Raw genomic sequence first — 26,729 nt, 5'->3', positions numbered from 1 at the left:
AGCTGACTGGGGCCGCTGCAAGTTGCACATCCAATTGACACCAAAGTGAACCGGTAGAGGGAAAGCTGTGACCGCCGTACGTGAAATAATTTTGAAGTTCAGTTGTGAGGACAAACCGGGCATTGTCGCTAACGTGGCGGCATTGTTTGCGGCGCAGGGCTTTAACATTCGCGAATCACACCAATTTGAAGATGTGGAGAATCGCCGCTTTTTCATGCGCACTGTGCTCGACGCCACGAATCAGAGCTTAACTCTGGAGGAAGTGCGGGCCGCCTTTTTGCCGGTGGCCAAGCGCTACGGCATGGATTGGCAGTTGATGGACGCCGACGTCAAGTTAAAGGTATTGGTCGCCGTTAGCCAATGGGGCCACTGCTTGCACAACCTATTGAGCGCCTGGAAGCAGGGCACCCTGCCGGTGGATATTGTGGGTGTGGTGTCCAACCATGAGGTTATGCGAGAGCTGGTGGAGTGGTATCAGCTGCCCTTTCACTACTTGCCCATAAGTACCGACACCAAAGCCGAGCAAGAGGCGCAGATGTTGGCGCTATTGTCGGATGCCAGTGCTGATTGCTTGGTGCTGGCGCGCTACATGCAGATTTTGTCAGACTCCATGTGTCGGGCGCTGGCCGGTAGAGCCATTAATATTCATCATTCTTTTTTACCGGGCTTCAAGGGCGCGCGCCCCTATCACCAAGCGTTTGAACGGGGGGTGAAATTGATCGGTGCGACCGCTCACTATGTGACCGCAGACCTCGATGAAGGGCCAATTATTGAGCAGGCGGTGGAGCGCGTCACCCACGTTAATACGCCGGAAGAACTCACCGAAATTGGGCGCGATGTGGAGTCGCTGGTGCTCAATCGCGCGCTGCGTTGGCATTCGGAGCATCGGGTATTGGTCAATGGCAACAAAACGGTGGTTTTCTCTCGTTAACGCAGAATCTTCTTTTCGAAGCTGCCTTGGCCGCAGGGTGGCTTGCGCGGAGCGCTGATTACCCCAACCTCTGCGAAGCGCTGACGCTAAGCTAGTGGCATCAAAAATTCCGTTAGCTTGCTAGTAATAGGTGTTCAGATGTCAGCGCAAAAACCTCTATCAATCAGTCAGTTAGCCCATCGCCTAGACGGCGAAGCCAGCGAGGTTTGGGCCGTGCACGACCGTGCACTGGATATGAAAGCGCAAGGCGAAGACGTTATTTTGCTGTGTGTGGGCGATCCGGATTTCCCCACGCCGGAGCCGATTTTTTATCAAGCGCTCGCGGCCATGAAGCGCGATCGCACCCATTATTCACCCGCGCAAGGGGAGCTCGCGTTGCGCCAAGCGGTGGCCGAGTTGGAAAGTAAAACTTCCCCCCACCCTTGCGACGCCGACGATATCGTAATCTTTCCCGGTGGTACCAATGCGCTTTACAGCGTGTTCAGTTGTATCTGCAATGCCGGTGATGAGGTGGTGGTACCCGACCCCATGTACGTTGGCTACTGTGGTGTTTTTGATGCTGTCGGCATCAAAACCGTGCCAGTGCCACTGAAAGCCGAGGCCAATTTTGCCTTGGATATGGATGCCATGAAGGCTGCTATTACAGAAAATACCAAAGCGGTTATCGTCAATACCCCGGGCAACCCCTGTGGCAATATGATGTCGCGTGAGGAGCTGGCAGAGCTGGCGGCCTACACCCACGAGCGCGGTGTGTGGCTCATCTCCGATGAAGTCTATTCAATGATCACGTTTAAACAGCGCCACGTGAGTCTGCGGGCAGCGGCAGCCCAGCTGGACAATGTGATCATGGTGGATGGCCTGTCCAAGTCACACGCCATGAGTGGTTGGCGCATAGGTTGGGTTGTAGCACCGCAATCGCTGGTGCCACACTTGACCAATTTGGCCGGTGCCAGCGTCTTTGGTTGCCCACAGTTTATTCAGGATGCCGCGGCCTTTGCGTTGCGCCACGACGATTACTACGTGGCCCAAATGCGCGATGAATACAAAAAACGACGGGATTTTTTGGTGGCACGTATCAATGAGATGCCGGGCGTGAGCGCCGAGTCGCCGGATGCGGGTATGTTTGTGATGATGCGCACCGACAAGGTGGCAGCCTCTGGGCAAGTGTTCGCCGAGCGCTTGCTCGATGAGGCGGGTGTGTCAGTGGTGCCTGGCGCCGGTTTTGGTGACGTCACCGCCGATTACGTGCGAATCACCTTGGCACAACCCATCGATATCTTAGCCCAGGCCATGGCGCGTATGGCGGCCATGTTGAATGGCGACAGCGCCCGCGTCGCCGGTTAGTATTCACCCAAGTGCCGGCACTGCTGGCACTTAAACCACACTATGTTTACCATGTGGCGCATGAACGCCCTCTGTCGATTGTGAATTCGACAGCAGAATAATAACTGGAAAAGTGATTTATCTATGTCAAGACCATTGGCTGCTTGGGAAATTGCCCTGCCCACCATCACCCTGTTTTCGCTGCTAGGTTTATCCGTCTATCTGTTTGGTGACAGCTCGTCGCAGGGTGCCAACCAAATTGCACTGTGTTTAAGTGCTGCTGTGGCTGGCTTGATGGGATGGCGCGCAGGTATTTCGTGGAGCGAACTACAGGCCGCCATTTTTAAAGGCATTTCTGTCGCCTTAGGCGCGATTTTAATTTTGTTTTTAGTGGGCATGCTCATCGGCAGCTGGATTTTGGCGGGTACCGTGCCCACCATGATCTACTTCGGTCTGCAGCTGCTGGATCCAAGCTGGTTTTACGCGGCAGCTTGTCTTGTTTGCGCGCTGGTCAGTGTCAGTATTGGCAGCTCTTGGACCACCGCGGGCACCATCGGTATTGGTTTGATTGGCACGGCCGCCGGCTTGGGGTTGTCGGTAGAAATTACTGCGGGAGCCATTATTTCTGGCGCCTATTTTGGTGACAAGATGTCGCCCTTAAGCGACACCACCAACCTTGCGCCGGCCGTAGTGGGTGCCGATTTGTTCTCACATATTCGCAATATGGTATGGACCACCACGCCCAGTATTATTATCGCGCTGGTGCTGTTTTTGGTTATGGGCCTCAGCGCTGAGACGCCGGCTGCCGACACCCAAATGGAAGCCATGCTGTCGTTGCTGCAAGCGAACTTCAATATTAATCTCTGGCTGCTAGTACCATTGCTTGCAGTTTTCGTCCTCGCCTATAAAAAGGTGCCCGCCATCATCAGCATCTTTTTGGGTGCATTGCTCGGCGCGGTATTTGCAGTTGTCTTTCAGGCAGACGCAGTGCTGAAATTTGCAGGCGCGGAGAGCATGCCCGTGGCGCTTGGGTTGTTTAAGGGCGTTTGGATGGCGTTTGCCGACGGTTACGTTGCCACCACTGGCAATGAGCAGATCGATAGCCTGCTGTCGCGCGGTGGCATGAGCTCTATGTTAACCACCATTTGGTTGATTATCAGTGCCATGGTGATGGGCGCGGTCATTGAACGCGTGGGCATTTTAGAGGCGTTAATTGCCGCTATCTTGCGCTTTGCTACGTCTGTGGGCGGATTGTTTATGTCGACCATATTGACCTGCATTGGCACCAACATCGTCACTGCCGATCAATACATTGCGATTGTTTTGCCTGGCCGCATGTTCCGCATGGAGTTTGCCAAGCGTGGCTTAAGCCCCCTCAACTTGTCTCGTACGCTGGAGGATTCCGCAACCATCACTTCACCGCTGATCCCTTGGAATACCTGTGGTGCTTACATGGCTGGAACCTTGGGTGTTGCCACCTTGGCGTATTTGCCCTATTGCTTTTTTAATCTGATTAATCCAGTTATATCCGCCATTTACGGTTATTCTCAGTTTAGAATTGTGCCTATCACTGAGGAGGAGCGTCGGGCGCTGGAGCAGGAGGCGCCGGCCACTGTTGATCGGGAGTTGGCTAGCCACTAACCCGTGCGCAAACTTGAGCGATGGCAGAGCAGATGAAATTTGACAAGATAGATCTAAAAATTCTCAACGCTTTGCAGAAGGATGCGCGCATTAGCAATGCGCGCTTGGCAGAAAAGGTGTCGCTGTCTGAATCTGCCTGCCTGTCGCGCGTTAAAAAGCTGCAGTCGCAAAAGTGGATTGCCGGCTACAGCGCCAGTCTAAATCTCACCAAGCTGCGACATGTCCACTTTCTCGTCAATGTGTCGCTGGTGTCGCAGGACCCCAAGGTCAACCGCGAATTTAAGCAAGCCATTGGCGCGATGCCGCAGGTGATTCGCTGCTATAAAATTTCCGGTGAATACGACTATATTCTTGAATTTCTATGTGTCGATGCCGCGCAATTCAATCGCTTGAGCGAGGGCCTGCTAGAGCAGGAGTTGGGCATTGAAAAAATGCATTCTCAGCTAGTGATTGAAGACAGCAAACCGTTTACTGGTTTGCCCTTGGACGAGTTGTTTGAATTCGACGACGACTAGTTTTTAGGGGCATTGCGCGGCTACGGATTCGTTGCAGATTGCAAGCCAGCGCTGTAGACCCGCCCCCTGATACTTTTGCCGATGCAGTGCGATGTAAAGATCGCGTCTGAGGTCTCTATGAGGTGTTTCGAGCGGGACGAGCGAGCCTCGCTTAAATGCATCTGCCAGCGAAATACGCGACAAGCATGAAATCCCCAGCCCCGCTTCAACCGCGCGCTTGATGGCCTCGGTATGTTGCAGCTCCAATAAAATATCCAGCTGCGGCAAGAGCCCATGCATGGCGCGGTCAAAGGATTGGCGAGTTCCGGAACCTGTTTCGCGCAAAATCCAACGCGCTGCCAGCAACTCGTCGTCGGACAATGAAGGGCGTTCGGCAAAGGGGTGGTCGGGCGCGCAAAAACAGACTAATTCATCCGGGCGCCAGCGTTGTACTAACAGGGCTGGATGGTGCACCTCGCCCTCGATGAGCCCCACATCAATGTCAAAGTTCAACAGTGCCTCTGTAATTTGGGCGGTGTTTGCCACTGCTAGGTGGACATCGCTGCCTGGCGATTCCTGTAGGTATTGGTTGAGCAGCGATACCGCCAAGTAGTTGCCGATGGTGAGGGTGGCACCAATGCGCAATTTGCCAGCGCCCGGTTGCTGGCTGAGGCTTTGCTCAAAGGCTTCTGCCTGCGCCAGTAGCGCCTCGGCCTGAGGCCGCAAGCGCTCCCCCAACTCGTTGGGCCTAAGGCGTTTGCCGACGCGGTCAAACAGCTGCAGATTGTATTGATTCTCCAAGTCTTTTAACGCACTGCTGCACGCAGATTGCGACATGGCCAATGCCTGTGCCGCGCGACTGACATTGTGGTGATGGGCGACGGCTAAAAATACCTGTAATTGGCGCAACGAGAAGTGAAGGTTCATGTCTTTATATCGGCAAAATCAATAAGGTATATCAAATTATCCCGTTTTACCAATAATGCAGGTGGAACTAGGCTGTGCACATCGGATTTAGGAGTGGTTATGAGCAATTTGATCAAAGAAACCGTGCTGGAAGTGCATCACTGGAATGACACCCTGTTCAGCTTCAAAACCACGCGTGACGCGGGTTTCCGTTTTCGTAACGGCCACTTCACCATGATGGGCCTAGAGCAAGAGGGCGGGCGTCCGCTACTCAGAGCCTATAGCATTGCCAGTGCAAACTATGAGGAGCAGCTGGAGTTTTTCTCTATCAAAGTGCCCGATGGGCCGCTGACCTCACAATTGCAGCAGGTTAAGCCGGGCGATCAAATTGTCATCAATCGCAAAACCACGGGCACCTTGGTAACCGACCACCTGTTGCCCGGTAAACACTTGTGGTTGTTTGCCACCGGCACCGGCTTGGCGCCGTTTATGAGCATTATCAAAGATCCCGAAGTATACGCCCAGTACGACAAGGTCATTTTAACCCACGGCGTACGCTATGAGTCTGAGCTGGCCTATCGCGAGTTGATCGAAACAGAGCTGCCCAGCAACGAATTTTTTGGCGCCGAGGTCCGCGAAAAGCTTGTGTACTATCCTACCGTTACCCGCGAGCCCTTTCGCAATCAGGGGCGACTGACGGATTTGTTACAGTCCGGTAAATTAACTGCGGATTTGGATTTGCCGCGTGTTAATCCCGACGACGACCGGTTCATGATTTGCGGCAGTCCCAGCATGCTGAAAGATACCTGTCGCATTTTGGATGAGCTTGGCTTTGACGAAGTGCGCGGCAGCAACAACGGCCACTATGTCATTGAGCGGGCGTTCGTTGAGCAATAGCTAGGCAATAAATTGCGTTGTGTAAGCCGGCAGCTGCCGGCTTTTTTGTGCGCGTAGAAAATGGGCTGAACAGGCGAGGGTGGATTTTGCTAAACTCGCGTTTTTGCATTGCTGAGACAACCCATGACTATCAAGCCCGGCATATATCGTCATTACAAGGGGCAGGAATATCAGGTGTACGGTGTCGTACGCCACAGTGAAACCGAAGAGTGGCTGGTGGTGTATCGCTGTTTATACGGCGATTTCAGCTGGTGGAGCCGCCCGTTAGACATGTTTTCCGAGCAGGTGGAAGTAGCGGGTGAGTCGGTGGCGCGTTTTGAATTTATTTCGCCGGCGGCAGGTTTAGCGCAAATGGTGGAAGCGTCCACGTGATTGGCTGGCAGTGCCCGGTGTGCCAAGCCCCGCTCGACAGCACGGAGAATACGTGGCGCTGTGATGCCAACCACGCCTTTGATAGAGCCAAAGAAGGCTATACCAACCTGCTGTTAGCCAACCAGAAGCGCCGTCCCGATCCGGGTGACAACCGCGAAATGTTGTTGGCCCGCCGTGCGTTTTTAGAGGGGGGAGGTTATCGCCCATTAGTTGATGCTCTCGATCGCCGATTAAACAATTTCGACGCTGCGGGTCGCCTGTTGGATGTTGGCTGTGGCGAAGGCTACTACTTGCAACAGTTGCTAGCGAGCCGGGTGCATTGGCGGGCGGCGGGTGTTGATATTTCTCGAGAGGCGTTGCGCCTCGCGGGTAGGCGAGGGTTGAGTAACGCTACCTTTGCGGTGGCATCAAGTAAGCGACTGCCGTTGCTAGACCACCAATTTGACGCGGTGTTGAATATATTTGCACCATTGGACGCGGCCGAAGCGCGACGTCTACTCACCGCGGATGGGCAGCTTATTCAAGTGTCGCCCGGCCCCGCGCATTTGCAGGCCTTGCGAGAATTTATCTACGATCAATTGCGACCCCATAGCGCGCCCGCCGCGCCTGAGGGTTTCACCTTAATAGCGCGCGACAGTGTGGCGTTCAATATCGCCTACCAATCCAGCGATCAATTGCGCCAGCTTTTGGCCATGACGCCCTTCGCCTACAAACTTACCGAGGCGCAACAAACTGAATTTATCGCACAATCAAATACGCTCGCGGCAGATTTTGTCATATCAATTTACCAGCCGGCGTTGGGAGCTGCCCTAGATGTCCACTGATCGCACACAAGAAGAATGGGATCGCCACTGGATGGCCGAGGCATTGATTCACGCGCAGCGGGCCGCCGCGCTGGACGAAGTGCCTGTGGGTGCAGTGGTGGTGAAGGGCAATCAATTGATCAGCGCGGGTTTTAATCAGCCCATTTCCAGCCAAGACCCCACCGCCCACGCGGAGGTTGTGGCGTTGCGTGCGGCAGCGAAGGTGCTGGGGAATTATCGCATGCCGGGCACTACGCTCTATGTCACGCTTGAGCCCTGCAGCATGTGCGCCGGTGCGATTATTCACGGGCGCGTGGATCGATTGGTGTACGCAGCGACCGAACCTAAAGCGGGCGTCGTGCATAGCCAAGAACAGTTTTTTGAACGCCCGTATCTCAATCATCGGTTGGCGGTGACTTCAGGCGTTGAGGCGAGTATCGCAAGTCAGATGCTGAGCGATTTTTTTCAGTTGCGTCGACAACAAAAGCGCGAGGCGAAACTGTCTCCAGATCTGCCGGACTCCCAATAGCGCGACCACACCTGCGTTTTCTTTCTGAGTTGAAGGCGGCTGTTAACGGTCTCAGGCTGGCTAAATTCTGTTTTTAAAGAATTCGCGGGTATGATCACTGTTCCAATGAATTGAAGGTTGCTGTGCATGGAAGTTATAGGGCTGTTGTTGGTTGGTTTAGTGCTGGCTATGGTAATTGGCTTGGTGCTGGGCGTCGCCGCATTTGTTCAGGTGCGGGGTCTTAAAAGTGAAGTGCTCGCGTTGAGGCGCCAGCTTGGACCCGGACCGCAGGTTGCGGTGGTCGGCGCTGACGTTGGCCGCAATAGAACATCGCCACCGGCGTCTGCCCCCAAGGTGAATGCCGACCCGGCGCCACCGGACTTTGAATTGGACTTGGATATCGAGCCTGCGATGGCTGCGCCGTCTACATCTGCACCAACATCTGCACCAACATTTTCGCCAATACCTTCCCCAACAGCTGAAGCAAGCGCTACAGAGGCAGCTGAATCACAGTTCTGGCAACACCTGCAGCAGCAGTGGATGGTGTGGTTGGGAGGCGCCTGCGTGGGCTTGGCCGGCATATTCCTCGCAAAATATTCCATTGAGCAAGGCTTGCTGGGGCCATCCGCGCGTATTGTGGCTGGTATTTTAACGGGCGCCATTTTGCATGCCGCTGCACTTTGGCTGCGGGCGCGCCAGGGCAATCATGCCTCATTTGCCGCCTTGGCCGGTGGTGGCAGTATTACCTTGTTTGCCACTTTGCTGGCTGCACTCCATATGTATCAAATGTTTAGTCCGGCTGCCGTGTTTGTCGCGCTCGCCTTGGTTGCCGTAGCCACACTTTGGCTCGCGCTATTACATGGCCCAGTATTGGCGGCCATCGGCATGTTGGGCGCTTACAGTGTGCCACTTTTGGTCTCTACGGGCAGCGGCAATGTGTTACTGGCGATGCTTTACGCGTTAATTATCTCGGCAGCCGTACTTTGGCTTTTGCGCATGGTGTACCGCCCTTGGCTGTGGTGGGGGTGTATGGCCGGCGCGCTGGGGTGGTGGGCGCTGTCTTTTGCCGGTGAAAATCTCGATGCTTGGCGGCCGTTGTACCTAGCGGCATTGGCGTATGGGGTCTTGGCAATTCCCCGCAGCAATTGGCTGCTGATGCAGCGGTTTGCCGGTGCATGCTGGCCCATAACGCTGGATGACTATGCCGACGGGCAACCGCCGTTCACGGCTAGCCTGTTGGCCCTATGGGCAGCCCTATGTGCCACGATATTGGTTGGTGGTTGGAGCGCGAATTGGATTACTTGGTTACTACTGCCATTGTTGACGGCATGGTTGGCCAGCCATCAGCCGCGCTTTACGAGTTTCACATGGTTGGGTTATGGCGCAATGACGGCGGCGCTCTTGCTGAGCCAGTTGCATATGGGCAGCGATGGTCAGTGGTTACTTACGCCAATCGCGGTGGCTGAGCAAGCCAACTTTTTCACCTTTTTAGCGGTGCACGGATTACTGTTAATAGGCTTGGCTGTGTGGAATGTTCGACGCGGCAGCGCGCTGAGTTGGTGGGCGAGCTTGCTGGCGATGATGCCCGTGTTACAGCTCTTGCACGGCTATTTATTGGCGAGTGATTACACCACGGTTTGGCAGTGGGCCTGTGCGGCATTTGTACTTGCGGCGGGCGCCCTGTGGATAGCATTTCTGGCGCGCGCCCGAGGTTGGCAGAAGCCCCTTGTGGCGTGGCTTATTTTGTCGGGACATTTTGCCTATGCACTGCTGGCCGCCTGGCTGTTGGAGGAGGCAAGCTTGACGCTCGCCATCGCATCCCAACTCTTGTCACTTGCGTGGGTAATGCATCGATTTGAAATGCCCGAGCTGGGCTGGCTATTTAAGATCGTTGTGATCATCGTTGTGGTGCGCTTAACGTTTAATCCTTGGTTGGCGAGTTATTCACAAGCTGGACACTGGACGCTCTGGACCTACGGCGGTGCAACGCTAATGTGTTATGTGGCAAGCCGTTGGTTGGCCAGCCAACCCAAACTGGCCTTGTGGGCAGAGGCCGCTGCGTTGCACCTTTTTGTGTTGACGCTTTGGTCAGAGGCCCGCTACTGGTTACACGATGGGCAGGTTTATCGCAGCGAGTTGAGCTTAGTAGAGGCCGTGCTTAATCAATCGCTGTTTGCCGCACTCGGTTTGGTTTACCACTGGAAGTCGAAAATTAGCGAACACCTAGCGCTGTGGTATCGCACTTATGCAGCCGTGTTATTAATGGCTGCGGGCCTTCATTACGCATTATTGGTGCTCGCTTTTCTGGCCAGCGATGTGTGGCTTTGGTCAGCAGTCAATTCACAACCCCTGTTTAATCTTCTGCTAATGGCATTTGGCCTGCCAGTTTTGTGGTTCCTGGCGAGCTATCGTTTTGGTTTTGTGCAATTTCGACGCTGGGCAGCTGCTGGTGCGGCAATCTCGGGGCTGTTGTTCATCACTATTGAAATTCGCCATTTATGGCAGGGCAGTGTTCGGTTGAGTGGAGGTGTATTGGATGGTGAGATGTATACCTACTCCGTGGTGTGGCTGATATGCGCAGTGTTTGCATTGCTGGGAGGCAGTTGGCGCTTTGGTCGCCAGTGCTACCAGTGGGGCATGGCTTTATTGGCTGTGGTGATACTGAAAATATTTTTGCTCGATATGGACGACCTTGAGGGCTTGTGGCGAGTGGCCTCCTTCATGGGGCTTGGATTGGCATTATTGGGCGTCGCGTTTTTACATCAAAAGATCCAAGCGCTGCGCCCAGAGACTTAAATCGTGACAGTCTGATGATGTGTTGTGTTATTCCAAAGCGCCAGTTGGTACGTTCGTGTGTCAACTGGCGCTTTTTTCTTGCCTGATAATTTTAAAAAACGTGTCAGAGTCGACCGTCGATATTTGCCATTTCAAAACCTATTTTGGGTTGATTAAGTGTTTTTACACTCAATTATGCGACCTGCATCACATGTCGAATTTATAAGTAAAAAATAGTGTCAGAGTGAACTTTTAAAATCGTGCCAGAGTGGTTTTTTTAGTTGCGAGAAGGGGGTTACAGGAAGCTTTTCACTTTGTTTAAATGCGCCTCAATTGCTGCAAGGCAAGAGAGGCAGTTGCTTTACTCCACAAAGGACTGCTGGAAAGATTTACAACACTAGCCCATTTATCGACCAACGAGAGAGAGGAATTCAATCATGGCGATCTACATGAACTTCAATGGAAATTCACCTGCTGGTAACGTTACTGCAGAAGGTTACGCAAACTGGATCGAGGTGGACAACTTCCATTTCGGTGTTGGCCGTGCCATCACTATGGAAGCCGGCGCAATGGCAAATCGCGAAGCGTCTCGCCCAAGCATCAGTGAAGTAACTGTTACTAAACCTATGGACTCTGCGTCTGGCGGTTTGTTTAAAGCTTCTGTAACCGGTGATGCCGGCGTGAAGGTAGAAATTCACGTTGTTCAAACCGGTGCGAGCAAAGTTGAGAAGTACGCGACCTATACTCTTGAAGAAGTGATCATTTCTTCCTACAGCGTTAGTGCATCTGCCGGCGGCGCACCACAAGAGTCTTTGTCGCTGAGCTTTGCCAAGGTTGAAGCGGATCTTACTCACGCGGACAAGACCAACAAAAACACCAAGAACATGCGTGTTGGTTACGACCTTACTTCTGCTACACCTCTGTAAGCGGGTTCTGCTTACTGGGTCGGGTGCCTCTGCTAGTCAGAGGCCTCGGCCTATTGGCGTTTGGAATAGCTAATAATTTCCAATCTATCGAAGCCAATCTAATGTGTGTTGCTACCTGAACGAAGACATATTACAAGGATCAGTATTCCGTCATGGCTAAAGTCAATCAAAACCACCGCCTGCTTTACGTTCAGACACCCTTGGGTAAAGATGCCCTGATTGCCACCCGTTTAGTGGGCGATGAAAGTGTCTCTGGGTTGTATCGTTATGAACTGGACTTGATGTCGGATAATCATGACATTAAGCAGCAGGATCTGGTCGGTAAAGCTATCACCGTTACTATTAATCGTGAAGGTGAAGAGCAGCAGCGCTATGTGCACGGTTATGTCGTACAGCTGGGAATGTTAGACATCAATGCCGAAGGTATGCGCAATTATCGAGCGGTCATTATGCCTGGTCTTTGGTTTACACAACTGGGTAGCCAAAATCGAATCTTCCACAGTAAAAACGCAAAGCAGATTGTAGAGGAAGTGCTATCTGAGTACGCAAAGGTCATAAAGCTCTCGCTGAAACTTACGGGCAGTTATAAAACGAGAGAATACTGTGTTCAATTTGAAGAGACAGACTTTGCTTTTGTCAGCCGTTTGATGGCTGAAGAGGGTATGGCTTACTACTTTGTGCACGGCGACAGTAAGTCAGAGCTGGTAATTACAGATGATGCGCAGGGTTTTTTTGATTGTGCAGAAGATCCTATCGAATTCGATGGTGCGGGTAGTCAGCCGACCAAGAGCACAATTAATGCATGGGAGCGAAATTACTGTTACCACACAGGTGGTTTTGTATTCAAAGATTATTCAGAATTTGCCGCAGATAAAGATAACAAGTACGACATAAAGACTAAATCCTCGCTCAACGAAGTTAGTGGCTATAAGGTTCATAAATATGGGCAGTATATTTTTGAGCCGGACAAAGCTAACACGCACAAAATTACTGAATCAGCGAATAAAGATATAGCTAAGCGTGCCATGGAGGCCATTGAGTCGGGTTTTGATTTGGTGACTGCTTCCGGCGATTGTGCCTGCATTACCGCAGGTGGGCGTTTTACGCTAGAACACACGCTAGCTTCTGAAAAAGGCAAATATTTAGTGACTGGCGTACATATTGTTGCGAGCGATGGCAATGGTATGGAAACGCAATTCGTTAATCAGATATCAGCGGTGCCAGCGACGGTTATGCCTCGTCCTGATCCAGTTGGATTCGCCCGAAATGTGACGTCGCCCCAGGTGGCAACTGTCTTGGAAGTTAAGGCCACGGGTGCTGATGGCTCTGAAGATCTGTACACTCAGCTAAAAGTAAAATTTCCATGGAATACCGCGCAAAACTCGTGCTGGGTTAGAGTGATGCAATCTTTCGCGGGAAAAAACTGGGGTGCTAATTTTGTACCGCGCATAGGGCAGGAGGTGGTGATCAGCTATTTAAATGGCGACCCAGATCGACCTGTGGTTACCGGCGCTGTTTACAATGGTACAAATTCAGGTCCAAATTATACGGCCACTCAGTCCGGATGGAAAACCGAATTTGAGGGTAGTAAATTTAATGAATTGCGCTTTGACGATAAAAAGGGCAAAGAAGAAATTTACATGGAAGCTGGCAAGGACCATCGCTTTATAATTCATAATGATCAAACCGGAACGGTAGAAAACAACCAAATCCTTGAAGTCACCAAAAACAGAACAATTACTGTGTTAGAAGGTGATGAAAAAGTCGCCATTGCCAAGGGTAATCAGGAGCTGGCAGTTGACTCTGGAAATCACAAAATAAAAGTTGCCAAGGGCACTCAAACGATTGATGTCCAAGGCGCAATTAAAATCACATCTAAATCCTCCATTGAGCTTAAAGTGGGTGGATCTAGTATAAAGTTGACGCCTGCGGGTGTTGTGATTAAAGGAACGACCCTATCCTGCAAAGGTGATGCCTCCGCCGAAGTTAAAGCTGGCGCGAGCCTGACCTTGAAAGGTGGTATTACTCTCATAAACTAGAAATCACTATGAAAGACTGGATGAAAATTAAAGCTCTCACTGCGGGCGAGCTGTTAAAAGAATTTGAGTTGAGTGATGAGGACGCAGTGCAGTGTTTGGTGCCCGGCACTGCGCCGAGAGTCAGTATCGAAAACTTGACCAATGCAGGCCACTATTTAGATGCAGTAAAATTGCTAGCCCACGCGCTGCCCAAGCGAGAGGCAGTGTGGTGGGCCTGTTTGGCTAGTAGAAAGGTGCAGACGCCCGACACTGATCAACCCAATGTTGATGCATTAATCGCCGCTGAGGCGTGGGCAAAACAACCCACCGAAGACAACCGATTGCGCGCTAGACTACTGGGAAAGAAAACCGGTCATAAAACACCGGCGAGTTGGGCTGCTACCGCCGCAGCTTGGTCTACCGGTAGTCTCGCTGAGCCGGGCGAGCCTGAGATTGCGACACCTGAGTACATGTATGCCCATGCGGTTGCTGGCAGTGTAGCCTTGGCCGCGGTGCTGTCAGAACCCGATGACCCCACTGAAAGTTACCGGTTATTTTTGCGGCAGGGATTTAATTTGGCTTGCGGTGGCAACGGAATTCTTACGGCAGAGGAGCTGCAATATGGGTAAGCCCGCTTCGAGAATTACTGATATGCACGTTTGCCCCATGGTTACAGGGACGGTGCCACACGTAGGCGGGCCGGTAGTCTCCCCTGGAGGCCCCACCGTTATCATTGGCGGCCTTCCTTCTGCCACTGTTGGAAGCAGCTGCGTTTGTGTTGGCCCCCCAGATACCATTGTTACGGGCAGCGGTAGCGTGATGATTAGCAAAAAACCAGCTGCCCGCATGGGTGATTCAACGGCGCACGGCGGGAAGATTGTCGTCGGATGCCCTACGGTCATTATTGGAGGGTAAGTTACACCGATTTGCCTGTGTTGTAGTTTTGATCCTACTAATCGTAAACAGCTTGGAAACAATAATTAATCATACATGCTGTGTCGTTCGCAGGTGCTTCTGTAGTGACCTATTCAACGTTTTTAAAGGGACTGTAAAAACGCATGGAACATTCGAAGAATAAATATCATCTTGTATTTGTTGGCAAACCCCGCTGCCAATTTGAAGCGACACAGGTCAAGAAAGGGTTGCTAACATTGTGCTCAGGTAACCTTGATCAAGCTCGCGATCTATATCGTCTAAGCCCAAAAGTCATATTTACGTCTGAGACTAAATCACAGGTACAACGAATGTTGAACCGTGTGTGGAAGAGTGGTTGGCACGCAAGCATACAGCTAGGCGAAAAGTGTGTTTATTCTACGGAGCAAGTTGAGGTCAGTCGAAATATTGATAGGGCGGGTAGCAATGCTAACGGAATCATTCCTCAAATCAATACCGCTAATCGAGATATACAAAAGAACACACGACGAATTCATTCGCCGGAGTCGGATATAAGCGTTAGGGTGCCGCAAGATTGGAAGGAATTGGATAATCTAAATTCTGGTGCCGTTCTGCAAGCTGGCTGTCACGAACGACAGGTATTTTTGATTGTTATCAAGCAGTATAAGCATACATTTGGCGCAGTCCTTCCGTTAAGAGACTATGCCATTGCTACCTGTCAGGCGGCTTTGGGGTGGGTGGCTGATGCAAAGCTAACACGTGAACCCACACATCTTCCTTTGGGGAATTATTACTTGGCCGAAATGGAAGGGCTGGTTGGTGGCTCTATCGTCAAGTATCAGATCACAACCCATGAAAGCGCTAAAGTTTTCTATGCGCTTTATGCTTGGAGTACTTTAGATAATTATCCAGCTGTCTGTCACGAGTTAAAACAGGTTTCCGCTAGCTTGAAAGTGAATCTCACTGCGCCCGTGGCTCAGTTGAGCCCTGCATGACGCAACAGCGTTCGCTAGTTTCTATTGAATCCTTAGGCGGGATTAGACGCCGTCGCTTTAAAAACTCCCCTCGGTATTCTGGATGAACCCGAGGGGGAGTTTTATCAGCTCACACTGTAGCTAAATTCACCAGCTTCAGTGACGCCAACATAAACGTTATTGATGGCGGTTCCCTCTGCCATTCTATCGAGACACTCCGCAGCCAGCGACGGCAGCAGCGTGCGATTCAATATGTTCTCTATGTTGCGAGCACCAGTGTCTGACTCTTGGCAGCGTGCGACTATGTGCAATAGCACTTCTTCATCATAGTTAAATTCAGCTCCGTAGTGCTCACCAATTCTCTTTCCAATCTTACTTAAATTGATGGAGGCAATTTTCATTAGATTGTCGTCATCAAGCGGGTAGAAGGCGACAACGTTTGCGCGGCCCATAAACGCTGGTTTGAAATGCTGGAGAAGGTAGGGACGAATATTGTCGAGTAACACATCGGGTTCAGGCTTTTCGTCCACTTGGGAGAAAATGGCCCTAATAGCTTCTTCGCCCGCATTGGAGGTCATGATGATTACGGTATTTTTGAAGTCGATATCTCGGCCTTCTCCGTCCTTGATGGTGCCCTTGTCAAACAGGCTGTAAAAAATATCCTGCACACCTGGATGAGCTTTTTCCATCTCGTCCAGCAAGATGACCGAATAGGGCTTGCGCCGCGCCGCTTCGGTTAGTACACCGCCTTCCCCAAACCCGACATAGCCCGGTGGCGATCCCAGCAACATGGACACTTTATGCTCTTCTTTAAACTCTGACATGTTGATGGTTGTGATATTTTGCTCACCACCAAATAATTGATCGGCCAATGCGAGAGCGGTTTCGGTTTTTCCCACACCACTGGTTCCGCAAAACAAGAAGACACCAACGGGTTTACGTGGATCTGTTAAACCTGCACGCGACGTTCTGATGGCTTGGGCTACTGCGTCAAGCGCATGTGGTTGCCCTATCACGCGCTCGCCTAAGCGGTCTGCCAGTGACTGTACGCTGCGAATCTCATCACTCACCATCTTGCCCACGGGGATTCCCGTCCAGTTGGCGATGACCTCAGCGATGGCCTGTTCGTCAACCGCAGCTTGTATCATGGGTGATTCCCCCTGTAGCTCCGTCAACGTATCCGCCAAATTCACTAGATTTTCCTGAAGTGAAGCCAGGGCTTCAGGGGTGAGCTTTTTATTGGTATCACTCTCAAGGTAGTCTTGATCAATGGTGTCGTGAATGGCGCGAATCTCTTCAACAATGTGTTGCTCTCGAGCCAATTGAACCTCTAGCTCTGCTAACACAGCCGAAGCGCTTTGTAGTTCTGCCTCCCACAGTGCGATGCCCTCCTGTTGGCGGTTACTTGCAGCGTGCTCCTTTCTGAGACGCTCTAGGGTCGACTGAGCACGCTGTAATTGGCGCTTGGCATCCTCTATGGCCGAAGGTGTGGAAGACTGGCTAAGTGCGACTCTTGCGCAGGCGGTATCGAGTAGGCTTACGGATTTGTCCGGTAATTGACGGCCAGGGATATAGCGGTGTGACAATTTAACGGAAGCCACAATTGCCTCGTCTAGAATGCGAACTTTGTGGTGCGCCTGCAGCGTTTCCGCAATGCCACGCATCATGTCAATTGCCTTGTCCTCAGATGGCTCTTCTACTTTAACAACCTGAAATCGCCGTGTTAGCGCTGGGTCTCGCTCAAAATATTTTTTATATTCTGCCCAGGTGGTCGCGGCAATGGTTCGCAGCTCGCCCCTTGCAAGTGCGGGTTTAAGCAGGTTAGCGGCATCACCTTGGCCTTCTTTTCCGCCCGCACCGATCATGGTGTGGGCCTCATCAATGAATAGAATAATGGGCGCTAGACTCGCTCGAACTTCCTCGATTACAGATTTGAGGCGGTTTTCAAATTCACCCTTAACGCTGGCGCCGGCTTGTAGCAAGCCAAGATCAAGCGTACGCACGGTGACATTTCGTAGTGGTTCCGGCACATCACCATCGGCTATGCGTAACGCGAAACCTTCGACAACTGCCGTTTTACCAACGCCGGCCTCACCCGTTAATATGGGATTGTTTTGGCGGCGGCGCGTTAGAATATCGATGCACTGCCTGATTTCATCATCGCGGCCCAATACCGGATCAATGGCGCCATCTTTGGCCCGCTGGGTGAGATTGACCGTATATTTATCGAGTGAGGGCGTTTTTGACGCAACGACGTTTGCGGAGCCTTCGATATTATTGACGGGTTCTGATCTGGGGAGTTCTACCCCATTGTCAATCATAGGGCGGGCTGCTTCACGTAGCGATTCTGGTGCGATGGTTCGCAGGGCATTGCAGCTGCCAAAAAGTTGGTCGCGTAAACGCTCATCTAGTAGACAGGCGGTAATCAGGTGGCCAGAAGTTAAAAATTTATGCCCATATTCTACGGATGCAAGCATCCACGCATACTTCGCGGCATCAACGAGGGTGGTGGAAAGTGCTGCTGGCCGACTGTTCCCGTTTTTAAACTTTGCTATGGAGTCCGCCAGCTCACGTGCAAACTGCGCGATATTCACCTCGAATTTTTCCAGCAGTATTTGGAGATCCGAATCTCCACGGTCGAGTGTCTTTAGCAGCCAGTGCTCCACCTCAACATTATACTGGTTGTGACTCATGCAAAGTCCTGCGGCGCCTTCAAGCGCATCGCGCATGGTTGGCGCCATTTTGTCCACAAGTGACTTAAGGTTTATGTTGATCATCTAGATGTCCCTGTCGTTAGATATAAAGTGGAATGCCGTCTTCTGGCATATGCATGTCGTGTGACAAATTAATATTCATGGGCTCGATGCCAAGTACGCTGTCAGAGTGCAGGTGGCTATTCCATCCCAGTGAGGGTTGATAATCAGGCTCGTCCACGAGGCGGGTGGGGGGGACCTGGCTATTCGAGGTGGTAACCGCAATATCAAATTCAAGTTCCATGCCCACGCTCATTCTAATGAGGGACTTAAGTGACTCGAGTTTCTGGGTACCTGGAGCGAGCTCCATAAAGCGCTTATAGGGCAGGGGCGAAACGACAACGCTGAATTTGCTTTGCGCATGGTAGCACTCAGTACCGATGATGGAGTTAACGCCCAGTTGATTATTGACCCCTAGACCGTTGGTTGGGCCCGGTAGTTGACAGGCTACCTCCTGGTCAAGGGGCTGCCATTGCCCTTTAAATTGCTGAATTTCAATATCAAGGCCGAACATTTGATACACAAGGCTTTTAAGTTGGTCAGCAGTGCGCTGAGATCTGCTTAAGGAGCCTGCAAATCCTGCGATATGTTCATCAGAAAAAGGCAGTCGATACTGAAGCTCAGAGGTGCCAATGCCCGCCAGACTTAGCAGCGCCTGAGTAAACTTGTCAGGATGACCGCTGCGCTGATTTTTACTTCTTTCGAAATTAACAGGCACCCGGTATTTGTGCCACGCTTGATAATAAAGCGAAATACTCCGATGATTAAAAATGTCGATGAAATCACTTAGGCTTTCATTTTTATTCTTTAATTCCTGAAGAATAAGCTCTGTATAGCGGATCGGAAGTACACCCTGTGCACCGCCTTGGCCGAAAAAGCTGACGTTCATTAGCCACCGGAGTTGAGCCTCCTGATCTGGACTTTCTAAACCGTTAACTTCAGTGTTGAGTGAGAGTACATCAGCACCTGCGAAAGACAGTTTGTTCGACGCAGTGAAGCGTACAAGCTCTTTCGCTGGTGTCGCGTGCTGAGCAACCGGTGCTTTGGCGTACTGTTCAGTTGAGTCCTGCTGAGTAGCTATTTCAAGCAAACGTACCGCTTGAAAAAACTCAAAGCTATAGGGCTCGCTTCGAAGTCTATCTATCAGAGCAAGGCTTTTACGCCGGCGCGCGGTGGCCATTTCTTAAATTCCTTGTCTTGTCCTGAAAAGCTGACTTTTAATCGAGTAAAGGAGTTGATGGAGCAATACAGTCCAAAAAAGTTTTCCAATACATTGGCGAATATCAAGCTACTGACACCACGAAGCATGAGGGGATCTAGCTCAAGGTGAATGGCCGTGCCTCTACAGAGTGACACCATATCCTCAATTTGGATGGGCGCTGTCATTGGTTGTGTTTTAAGCCGGCTTATAGCTTCTATGATTTTTCGTGTCGACGCCGAATTTTTAAAGTCGTATAGCCGTAGAATTTCCTTTAGTGCGTCGGGCGATCCGCCATTGGTGGTCAGTGACAGATGATTAAGATTTAGGTGAGATATCAGGCGCCAGTAGGCACCCTCACGATGCTGCGGGCGAATTGCAGTAGTGGGTGTCACCAAACAGCTGATGCCTTTCAAAGGCGCGCTGCCCTCTGTTAATGTCATAAATGGCTTGCCGCCACCTACGGGTAGTTTTTTAGGCGCATTGCGATTGCTACACAACAAGTCAACTTCTAGTATTTGATCATGTGTGGTGTAGGGCGAAAAATTGAGATTGACCAATGTTATTTCAGATTCGCTGGCCTCTTCGTTGAGATGCTCTCCCTCTACCACTGTTTTTCGTTTGCTAAACCAAAATGCACTATTGGATTCTGATGTTGGATGATTGATGCCATAAAATGGACGAAAGTGGGTAACAGTGCCATTGCTGTCCGTGGCCCGGACATTTTCTATTGCGTAGGTTTCCAAGCACTCAACACGGCGGGCATCGGGCACAATGTGATACGCGTATTCTGTATGATCAAGTGAGATGGGGTCGGCGCTTTGGCGAAAGAGGTTTATCGCCGGTGTGCAGCCCAATGCAAACATGTCTGCGTTAAGCTGATGTTCAAGCTCGGAATCAGATTCGGATAGATAGAAATATAAGCTAAGTTCTGAGTCATAGTTGGATAATGAATAATCTTGACCCAGAATGAAATCTATAAATTGAAACTTCTCGGGGAAGCAAAAATACTCCGTCAGGAGCCGATAACCATTGAAACCTTGCTTTGTGTTGGGCAATAAAGCATCACTTTCATCAAAGCCAACGGGCTTTAGGTGCAATGGGTCTAAGAACTTTGGCTTTTGATCGACCTCATTTTTAGCAAGAACTATTTTAATGCACCGTGTCATTAGTAGGTCGTACAATGGGTTTACATGTTGCGGCAAGCCTTTAAGGAACAATCGTAGTTTATCTATACTCAAGTCTGAAAATTTGATTTCAGGATCAAAGGTCGAGAGGGATATTTTAATAACCGCTCCAGCACCAGCCACATCATTTGAACCGGGTGCAATGAAGGGCCTTGGCATTAGCGATGCGGAACTGATTTTGAAAGGTGGTACATCAACCTGATAGGCCGTTGTAAATTTGCAGGTTTCACCTTGAAAGCTTTCAGTTTCAATTACGCTGCCAGCTTGCAGAGTACACATTTTATCCAGCTCTGGAGATGGCTCCATTTGTACGATGCAGCAAGACGGAAAAGGGCGTAGGTAATGTGGGTAGAGTGTATCTAGCAGTGCGTCGGTTAATTCAGGAAAGTCATCGTTCAATTTTTGCTGGACGCGCGCATTCAAATAGGCAAATCCTGACAATAGTTTGCCAACAAGTGGGTCTTCCACGGTGTCACCGGTCAGCTGCAGTCGAGAGGCTGTCGCTGGATGCTTTTTGGCAAATTCGCTAGCACTTTGATTGATAAAGGCTAACTCTCTTTCATATTGAAAAAGGAGATCATCACTCATTATTGAATCTCCGAGACGTCTACGGATTGGGTAATAAGATCTAGGGCTGAGTCAAAAATTATCAATTCTGGCGCGGGATTAGTATGTAATACCGCTTCAACGCGAAATTTAATGCACGGGTTTTCTGCGTCGAATTTCTGGTCAGAAGTGACTTTTACGGTCTTTACTCTGGGCTCAAAGCGTAGGATCGCGGACTCAATATCATGGCAAAATCGTTTTCTGTGTTCAGCGGACGAAAGGTTGATGGTTGAGAGGTCGGCCAGCCCGAAATTTACCACAGAAGCATTTAAGTGACGGCATTCCTTTGGTGGTGAAATACAGCGGTAACGGGTGTTAAAAAGGATCTCTAGGTCGCGTCGAACGCTCTCTCGCAATTGCCGTAACAACTGATGTGGCTGCATAAGTGATCTACTCTGATTGTCATCGAGTAATCGGTCTAGCACCGGGGATAGGAGTTTTTTATCTTGATTAGCGTGCATGGTGTCAGCCTATGGCGCCGAAGCTGGCTGGGTTAATCGCGGTAGTGAGCTTAAGTTCACTGACCAAATGATCGACCGTATAGTGTGTTTTGAGATGGATGATACTTTGGTAGACGCCGGGCTTGCCCGGTTCTTCGTTAACTTCAACCCGAGCTTCCCTTAGTGGATAGCGAGCAAGCATTTCCCAAGAGAGGTCATCCCTGCCTGTGGTGTACTGATCTAACCATCGCTGAATCATGCGCTCGCATTCTTTGTCTCGAATGTAAGAGCCCACCTTGTCCCGAATCATGACTTTTACGTACTGGGCAAACCTAGAGGCGCATAGAACTTGCTGTAGCATGGCGCTGATACGGGCGTTGGCGTTTGCGGATTTAAGGGAGTAGTTTTTCGCATCCTGCAATGACGGCGTGCTGTTGAAACAAGCAAATGGCGTATCAAAACTCTGGCACAGGCTGATAAACCCTAGATCGCTGAGTTCCCGTTCTTGGAAATCAGAAATCAACACCTGCGTGACCATGCGCGTTCGACCGGGCTTGCTATCGGTTTGGTAGGGGAGCGATGGCAATCGGGTCACAAGGCCGCCGCCTAGATAATCACGCGGCGCTCCACGAATATGGGAAAACCAACCAACTTCTGCAAATTCACGAATTAACACCGTGCCGAATGCGAAACAACAGTTTCCCCACAAGTATCGTTCATTGGTCTTATTGGCGACCTGTTCCTTAAACTGCAAACCGCGAAACGCAGTACGTCTATTCGTGTAGGGTGCTCGAAGTAGCACGCGGGGCAGTGTAATGCCGACAAATCGGCTATCCTCCTGCTTTCTTAAGGAGCGCCAACGCAGGTATTCTTTTTGGGCAAATACATTTTCAAGGTTGACTGGCAAACCAAGGGTGTCAAAGCTGTCAAGACCGAATAGCTCTGGTGCTGCGCCGCAAATAAACGGAGCAAATGCTGCAGCAGCAACGCGACTTATGCCTTGTAATGTGTGTATGTCGTCATGGGGTTTTCCAGCGGTGGGTCTATGGCACACATCATAGTCGCCCAGCAGCACGCCGTAGGGCTCTCCACCCGGTGTGCCAAATTCAAGATTGTAGACCAGATGAAATAAAGCGGTTTGATCTATGTCAGGTGCGCGGTCAATATCGCGTACTAAATCTTTCCACGACATATCCAACAGCTTGATTTTTACGTTATCGCAATGGCTGCCGCTGTCCACGAGCTCCCATAGCCCTATCCATCGAGCTTCCATTGCCTGCAAGGTGCTGTTGTGAAGAATTTCGTTAAGCTGCTCATTGATCAGTTCGTCAAGCTCAGCAATTGCACGGCAAAGTAAGGGTTTTACACGGAAAATGCGACTCTGGCTGCTTGCAATATCATTGAGCCAAATCGAAAAAGCAGATGCTTCATCACGTTCAGCAAGAAAACGCTCTATAGCTAGTGTCAATTCTGGGGATTGAGGTTCATCGTTGCGCTGATTTTTCTGCTGCAGACGTTCCGTAGTCGCAATGGTGTCGCCAAGCACAAAAAATTCCTCAGGGATCTATCGTTGGATGGAACTGAGAAGCACCACCCGGCTGGGTGGTGCTTCTTCCGATCAGCTTGGTGTGGGAATATTTGCGACCATGCGCATGGAAGTAGTTAACTCTTCCATTTGCAACCAAGGCTTAAGGTAGGCAATAGCACTATAAGAGCCTGGCTGACCTGGTATTTCTTTGACTTCGACTCGAGCCTCCGCCAGCGGGTATTTAGCTTTCATTTCGGCGCTAGCTTCGGGGTTTGAGTTAGTGTATTGAGCAATCCATTTATTCAGCCAGCGCTCACAGTCAGAGGCTTCCATAAATGAACCGACTTTATCCCTCGCCATGACCTTCAGGTAGTGTGCAATGCGAGAGGTTGCCATCAGGTATGGAAGGCGTGCCGAAATTGACGCATTGGCGGTTGCATCTGGGTCGTCGTAGGCCTTAGGTTTCTGGGCCGTCTGCGCACCAAAGAATACAGAGTAGTCTGTATTTTTGTAGTGACATAATGGTAGAAAACCTTGGGCGGATAACTCTGCTTCACGGCGATCTGTGATGCCAATTTCAGTAGGACATTTAAGGTCCGTATCGCCATCATCACTTTTGAATAAGTGTGTGGGAAGCCCTTCAACTTTCCCGCCACCCTCAGCGCCACGAATTGCCGTACACCACGAGTTTTCAGAAAATGCCTTGGTCAGCGTTGCGCCCATTACGTAGGCAGCGTTCATCCAGCAATATTCATCGTGGCTTGCGGCTTTAGACATGCCAGAGGCATCCTGATCAAACTCTTCAAAATTGAAGGATTCGACTGGTTTTGTAGTAGCGCCGTAGGGCAATCTTGATAAAACGCGTGGCATGACTAATGTGACAAAGCGAGAGTCTTCACTGTCTCTGAAGCTGCGCCATTTAATATATTCAGCGGACTCAAAAATACTGCCCAAGTCGCGTGGCTTGGATAATTCTGTAAAACTATCGAAGCCCATCATCTCTGAACCTGCCGCCGAAATGAACGGGCAAAATCCTGCCGCTGCGACATTCGACATTTTGGTAAGTAATTCGATATCTTCGGGGTGGTTACTGAATTCGAAATCGCCAATCATCGCGCCATAAGGCTCGCCACCTGCTGTTCCAAATTCCTCTTCATACATTTTCTTGAAAATTTGGCTTTGATCGAATTCAACAGCCTTGTCTAAGTCGCGGAATAGCTCCTTTTTAGACAGGTTTAGGACACGAATCTTTAACGTTTTTCCTGTTTCGCTATTCATTACCAGATGATTCAGGCCGCGCCATGAGCCTTCCAGTTTCTGCAACTTTTCTTGGTGTAAAATCGCTGCCAATTGTTTAGACATGGCTTCATCAATTGCGCGTACCGCCGAATTAATAGTCTGCGTAAGGTTGCGATCCCATGTGACCGTGCCTTTAAGAGCTTGTTCGGTCAGGTTGGTCAGCAAGTCCTGGGCTTCTTCGCGGCTGGTTTGTTTGGTGTGGCCGATAGCCTGCTCAAGTAAGCTAGAGGATTGCTCTTCCGCTTCTTGGGCTTGAGTTTCTACTGCTACATCTGTGCTCATCGGTTATTCTCCTGATTTATCTTCGCCTACGCCCAACTCTTTTGAGATGTCGGTGACGTTATCAGCATTTTTAAGAATGTCTTCAAGGACTTTTTCTAAATCTTCTGAGCGATCCGCTTTGCTCAGCAAGTCGCGCAATTTGTTGCGTGCTTCAAGCAATTGTTTTAATGGTTCTACTTGGTCAACAATCGCCTCTGGACTAAATGAGTCCATGCTCTTGAAGTCAAGGTTGACACCCATTTTTGATCCGTCACCTGCAAGCGTGTTTTCCACCTGAAGTTCAAGCTTGGGATTAACTTTGGCCATCGCCTCATTAAAGTTATCTCGGTCGATTTGCACAAACTTGCGCTCTTTTAGAGCCTTGCGGCTGACCGCGTTATCGCCCGAATAATCACCCATTACGCCAACTACGAATGGAAGCTCCTTTTTCACCTCAGCACCATTGGTTTCGACATCATAAGTGATGTGTACGCGAGGCTTGCGGACTCTTTTTAACTTGTTATGAATGCTTTCTGACATGCTTTGGATCTCCTATCCGCTTTAATAAAGGAAGCGTTTATGAATTACCAACCCATCTTCTGAGTTTCTGGCTCAAGAGACGGTTGGGGTTGTGCATCTGCATCTGACTTATCTGGTGTGGTAGCTATGGTAGACTTTGCCTTTGGTGGCGCTACATAGGTGCTGTCATCGCTGCCATCCATTTTCACACCGGTTAGCTGTGAGAAAATATTTCTGGCGGAATCTTCAGGCAGCAGTTCCATCATCAAATCTGCCACAGTCATACGTCCCCAGGTGACTAATCGCTCTAAGCTTGGTCCGATGGGTGTATGCGGCTCATAGCGTCGGAAATAAGCAGCGACCTCTTCTAATCGTTTAAGAGCGTCCTCGCGATCTGCTATAGGTCCACTTACAGATCGTAGAGTGGCTATTGGCGATTCATGTGCGAGTTGAGATTCCGTCAGTTCTTCTGTGGGCGCGTCAAGTACGCTCTGCGCCTGGTTTTCTTCCAGCTTTTCTTTGTATATAAATCGAGCAGTACGCAAAAGTTCTTCAAGTAGGTTCGAGATGTTGCTGCTGGGTGGCGCTAATTGCTCACAGGCTTTTCTCAGGAACGCATTGGTCGATTTAAAGTAATCTAGGCATTCTTCGAGCGTATCAACAATGGCGACACTGTCTTTGACGGAGGTAGCCAGAACCGTATCAGTGATTGATTTTAGCGAGAACCCCATAGTGGATATGCGTTCTTCTCGATTGTCATCGTCTGTAATTCGATCGGCATCTCGGGCCTGCTGGTACTGCCAAAAGGAAAATTCTCCGCCGAAGTCCTCTAGTGTAATTGGCATGTTTCGCAATGGTGCGAGTAGTGTCCCGTCGCCGCCGTCACCATTGAGTCCTGTCAGTGGTGCTACTTTTGTTTCTATGCCGTCTTCATCGGGCTCTGGGTATAGACCGTCCCAGTATTCATCGACGAGCATACGTATCAGCGCCAGTCCATCTCGCAGCCCTGCTAAACCATGGAGTCGAATAAGCGCTTCTGTATACCAACAGGCAACTTCTAAATCTTTACTGACATCCTGCAAGATTGAAGGTGCGAGTTGAGCCACTTGCCGCCAGGGTGCGAGCAGGTCAACATCATCATCGAACATCGACGCGCGCTCAGCGGCACGTGCAGCGTTACGGGCATCTTTGATAGCGTAATAGGTTGAAGTGGGGGATCGATCTGTGCGCAGATCTTTGCCTTGCGGTGTATCAACCGAAATGGGCTGTTTAAGGCTTTCTAGATCTATGATGTGAGCTAATGACATCTACAAATTTCCTTTGATCCTAGCGGTCTTCCCTGGCTGTGTCATTTCAATCTGAACTTTTGAAGGGCCCAAGAGTACACGGCTTATAAATTGTTTAGAAGTTTTTTGTGGTAGTTGAACGCTTTTACGGTGCGGCAGGCAACCTAGTTGGTACATTCGTTCTTATCGC

23 protein-coding genes are annotated in these 26,729 nt (G+C 50.5%); 14 read left to right on the top strand and 9 right to left on the bottom strand.

Features of this window, described 5'->3' with window-relative positions; translation table 11 throughout:
- Window positions 1-67 precede the first annotated feature (67 nt).
- From purU to FHS30_RS09885, 4 genes are all read left to right on the top strand, one after another.
- Entirely contained in the window at window positions 68-931 is an 864-nt protein-coding gene (purU, locus tag FHS30_RS09900; RefSeq protein WP_183910332.1) for a formyltetrahydrofolate deformylase, read from the top strand.
- A gap of 138 nt (window positions 932-1,069) precedes the next feature.
- Window positions 1,070-2,275, top strand: coding sequence for a pyridoxal phosphate-dependent aminotransferase (locus FHS30_RS09895; RefSeq protein ID WP_183910331.1), 1,206 nt, complete (start codon window positions 1,070-1,072; stop codon window positions 2,273-2,275).
- Window positions 2,276-2,398: 123 nt separating this feature from the next.
- Window positions 2,399-3,895: a Na+/H+ antiporter NhaC gene (gene nhaC, locus FHS30_RS09890; RefSeq protein WP_183910330.1), complete on the top strand. Its 1,497-nt coding sequence runs from the start codon at window positions 2,399-2,401 to the stop codon at window positions 3,893-3,895.
- Window positions 3,896-3,927: 32 nt separating this feature from the next.
- Window positions 3,928-4,410: an Lrp/AsnC family transcriptional regulator gene (locus tag FHS30_RS09885; RefSeq protein ID WP_183910329.1), complete on the top strand. Its 483-nt coding sequence runs from the start codon at window positions 3,928-3,930 to the stop codon at window positions 4,408-4,410.
- Window positions 4,411-4,413: 3 nt separating this feature from the next.
- Here FHS30_RS09885 and FHS30_RS09880 read toward each other — a convergent pair whose 3' ends face one another.
- Complete coding sequence (locus FHS30_RS09880; RefSeq protein WP_183910328.1) at window positions 4,414-5,316, bottom strand: LysR family transcriptional regulator; 903 nt, start codon at window positions 5,314-5,316, stop codon at window positions 4,414-4,416.
- Between the two features lie 99 nt (window positions 5,317-5,415).
- Between FHS30_RS09880 and FHS30_RS09875 the strand changes: the two genes are divergently transcribed.
- The 10 genes from FHS30_RS09875 to FHS30_RS09830 all read left to right on the top strand — a co-directional run bounded on the left by FHS30_RS09875 (window position 5,416) and on the right by FHS30_RS09830 (window position 15,483).
- The gene (locus tag FHS30_RS09875) at window positions 5,416-6,192 is read left to right on the top strand and encodes a ferredoxin--NADP reductase (protein WP_183910327.1); all 777 of its coding nucleotides are present in this window, start codon (window positions 5,416-5,418) and stop codon (window positions 6,190-6,192) included.
- Window positions 6,193-6,315: 123 nt separating this feature from the next.
- Window positions 6,316-6,564, top strand: a complete 249-nt coding sequence (locus FHS30_RS09870; RefSeq protein ID WP_183910326.1) for a DUF1653 domain-containing protein — start codon at window positions 6,316-6,318, stop codon at window positions 6,562-6,564.
- Complete coding sequence (locus FHS30_RS09865; RefSeq protein ID WP_183910325.1) at window positions 6,561-7,388, top strand: putative RNA methyltransferase; 828 nt, start codon at window positions 6,561-6,563, stop codon at window positions 7,386-7,388. Before FHS30_RS09870 ends, FHS30_RS09865 begins: the two co-directional genes overlap by 4 nt.
- The gene (gene tadA, locus FHS30_RS09860; RefSeq protein ID WP_183910324.1) at window positions 7,378-7,896 is read left to right on the top strand and encodes a tRNA adenosine(34) deaminase TadA; all 519 of its coding nucleotides are present in this window, start codon (window positions 7,378-7,380) and stop codon (window positions 7,894-7,896) included. The genes FHS30_RS09865 and tadA overlap by 11 nt, the downstream gene beginning before the upstream one ends.
- 126 nt (window positions 7,897-8,022) lie before the next feature.
- Complete coding sequence (locus FHS30_RS09855) at window positions 8,023-10,671, top strand: DUF2339 domain-containing protein (protein ID WP_183910323.1); 2,649 nt, start codon at window positions 8,023-8,025, stop codon at window positions 10,669-10,671.
- A 416-nt stretch (window positions 10,672-11,087) separates the two neighbouring features.
- Complete coding sequence (locus tag FHS30_RS09850; protein ID WP_183910322.1) at window positions 11,088-11,576, top strand: Hcp family type VI secretion system effector; 489 nt, start codon at window positions 11,088-11,090, stop codon at window positions 11,574-11,576.
- A 152-nt stretch (window positions 11,577-11,728) separates the two neighbouring features.
- Complete coding sequence (locus tag FHS30_RS09845; RefSeq protein WP_183910321.1) at window positions 11,729-13,615, top strand: type VI secretion system Vgr family protein; 1,887 nt, start codon at window positions 11,729-11,731, stop codon at window positions 13,613-13,615.
- An 8-nt stretch (window positions 13,616-13,623) separates the two neighbouring features.
- A complete protein-coding gene (locus FHS30_RS09840) occupies window positions 13,624-14,223 on the top strand; it encodes a DUF6931 family protein (protein WP_183910320.1) in 600 nt (199 codons plus the stop codon).
- Window positions 14,123-14,509: a PAAR domain-containing protein gene (locus FHS30_RS17370; protein ID WP_343049029.1), complete on the top strand. Its 387-nt coding sequence runs from the start codon at window positions 14,123-14,125 to the stop codon at window positions 14,507-14,509. Before FHS30_RS09840 ends, FHS30_RS17370 begins: the two co-directional genes overlap by 101 nt.
- A 329-nt stretch (window positions 14,510-14,838) precedes the next feature.
- Complete coding sequence (locus FHS30_RS09830) at window positions 14,839-15,483, top strand: hypothetical protein (RefSeq protein ID WP_183910318.1); 645 nt, start codon at window positions 14,839-14,841, stop codon at window positions 15,481-15,483.
- Between the two features lie 104 nt (window positions 15,484-15,587).
- Here FHS30_RS09830 and tssH read toward each other — a convergent pair whose 3' ends face one another.
- From tssH to tssA, 8 genes are all read right to left on the bottom strand, one after another.
- Window positions 15,588-18,239 carry a type VI secretion system ATPase TssH gene (tssH, locus tag FHS30_RS09825; RefSeq protein ID WP_183910317.1) on the bottom strand — a complete coding sequence of 884 codons (2,652 nt, stop codon included), beginning with the start codon at window positions 18,237-18,239 and terminating at the stop codon, window positions 15,588-15,590.
- Between the two features lie 16 nt (window positions 18,240-18,255).
- Window positions 18,256-19,395, bottom strand: coding sequence for a type VI secretion system baseplate subunit TssG (tssG, locus tag FHS30_RS09820; RefSeq protein ID WP_183910316.1), 1,140 nt, complete (start codon window positions 19,393-19,395; stop codon window positions 18,256-18,258).
- The gene (gene tssF / locus FHS30_RS09815; RefSeq protein WP_183910315.1) at window positions 19,359-21,188 is read right to left on the bottom strand and encodes a type VI secretion system baseplate subunit TssF; all 1,830 of its coding nucleotides are present in this window, start codon (window positions 21,186-21,188) and stop codon (window positions 19,359-19,361) included. Before tssF ends, tssG begins: the two co-directional genes overlap by 37 nt.
- Window positions 21,188-21,667, bottom strand: a complete 480-nt coding sequence (tssE, locus tag FHS30_RS09810; RefSeq protein WP_183910314.1) for a type VI secretion system baseplate subunit TssE — start codon at window positions 21,665-21,667, stop codon at window positions 21,188-21,190. The genes tssF and tssE overlap by 1 nt, the downstream gene beginning before the upstream one ends.
- 4 nt (window positions 21,668-21,671) lie before the next feature.
- Window positions 21,672-23,192, bottom strand: coding sequence for a type VI secretion system contractile sheath large subunit (gene tssC, locus FHS30_RS09805; protein WP_343049026.1), 1,521 nt, complete (start codon window positions 23,190-23,192; stop codon window positions 21,672-21,674).
- A 72-nt stretch (window positions 23,193-23,264) separates the two neighbouring features.
- Complete coding sequence (tssC, locus tag FHS30_RS09800; RefSeq protein WP_183910313.1) at window positions 23,265-24,755, bottom strand: type VI secretion system contractile sheath large subunit; 1,491 nt, start codon at window positions 24,753-24,755, stop codon at window positions 23,265-23,267.
- A gap of 3 nt (window positions 24,756-24,758) precedes the next feature.
- The gene (tssB, locus tag FHS30_RS09795; protein WP_183910312.1) at window positions 24,759-25,274 is read right to left on the bottom strand and encodes a type VI secretion system contractile sheath small subunit; all 516 of its coding nucleotides are present in this window, start codon (window positions 25,272-25,274) and stop codon (window positions 24,759-24,761) included.
- Window positions 25,275-25,318: 44 nt separating this feature from the next.
- Window positions 25,319-26,560 carry a type VI secretion system protein TssA gene (gene tssA, locus FHS30_RS09790; RefSeq protein WP_183910311.1) on the bottom strand — a complete coding sequence of 414 codons (1,242 nt, stop codon included), beginning with the start codon at window positions 26,558-26,560 and terminating at the stop codon, window positions 25,319-25,321.
- Window positions 26,561-26,729: the final 169 nt, after the last annotated feature.

The organism is Simiduia aestuariiviva (assembly GCF_014192475.1).
Classification (GTDB): domain Bacteria; phylum Pseudomonadota; class Gammaproteobacteria; order Pseudomonadales; family Cellvibrionaceae; genus Simiduia; species Simiduia aestuariiviva.
This window is presented reverse-complemented; position numbering and strand designations above follow the sequence as displayed.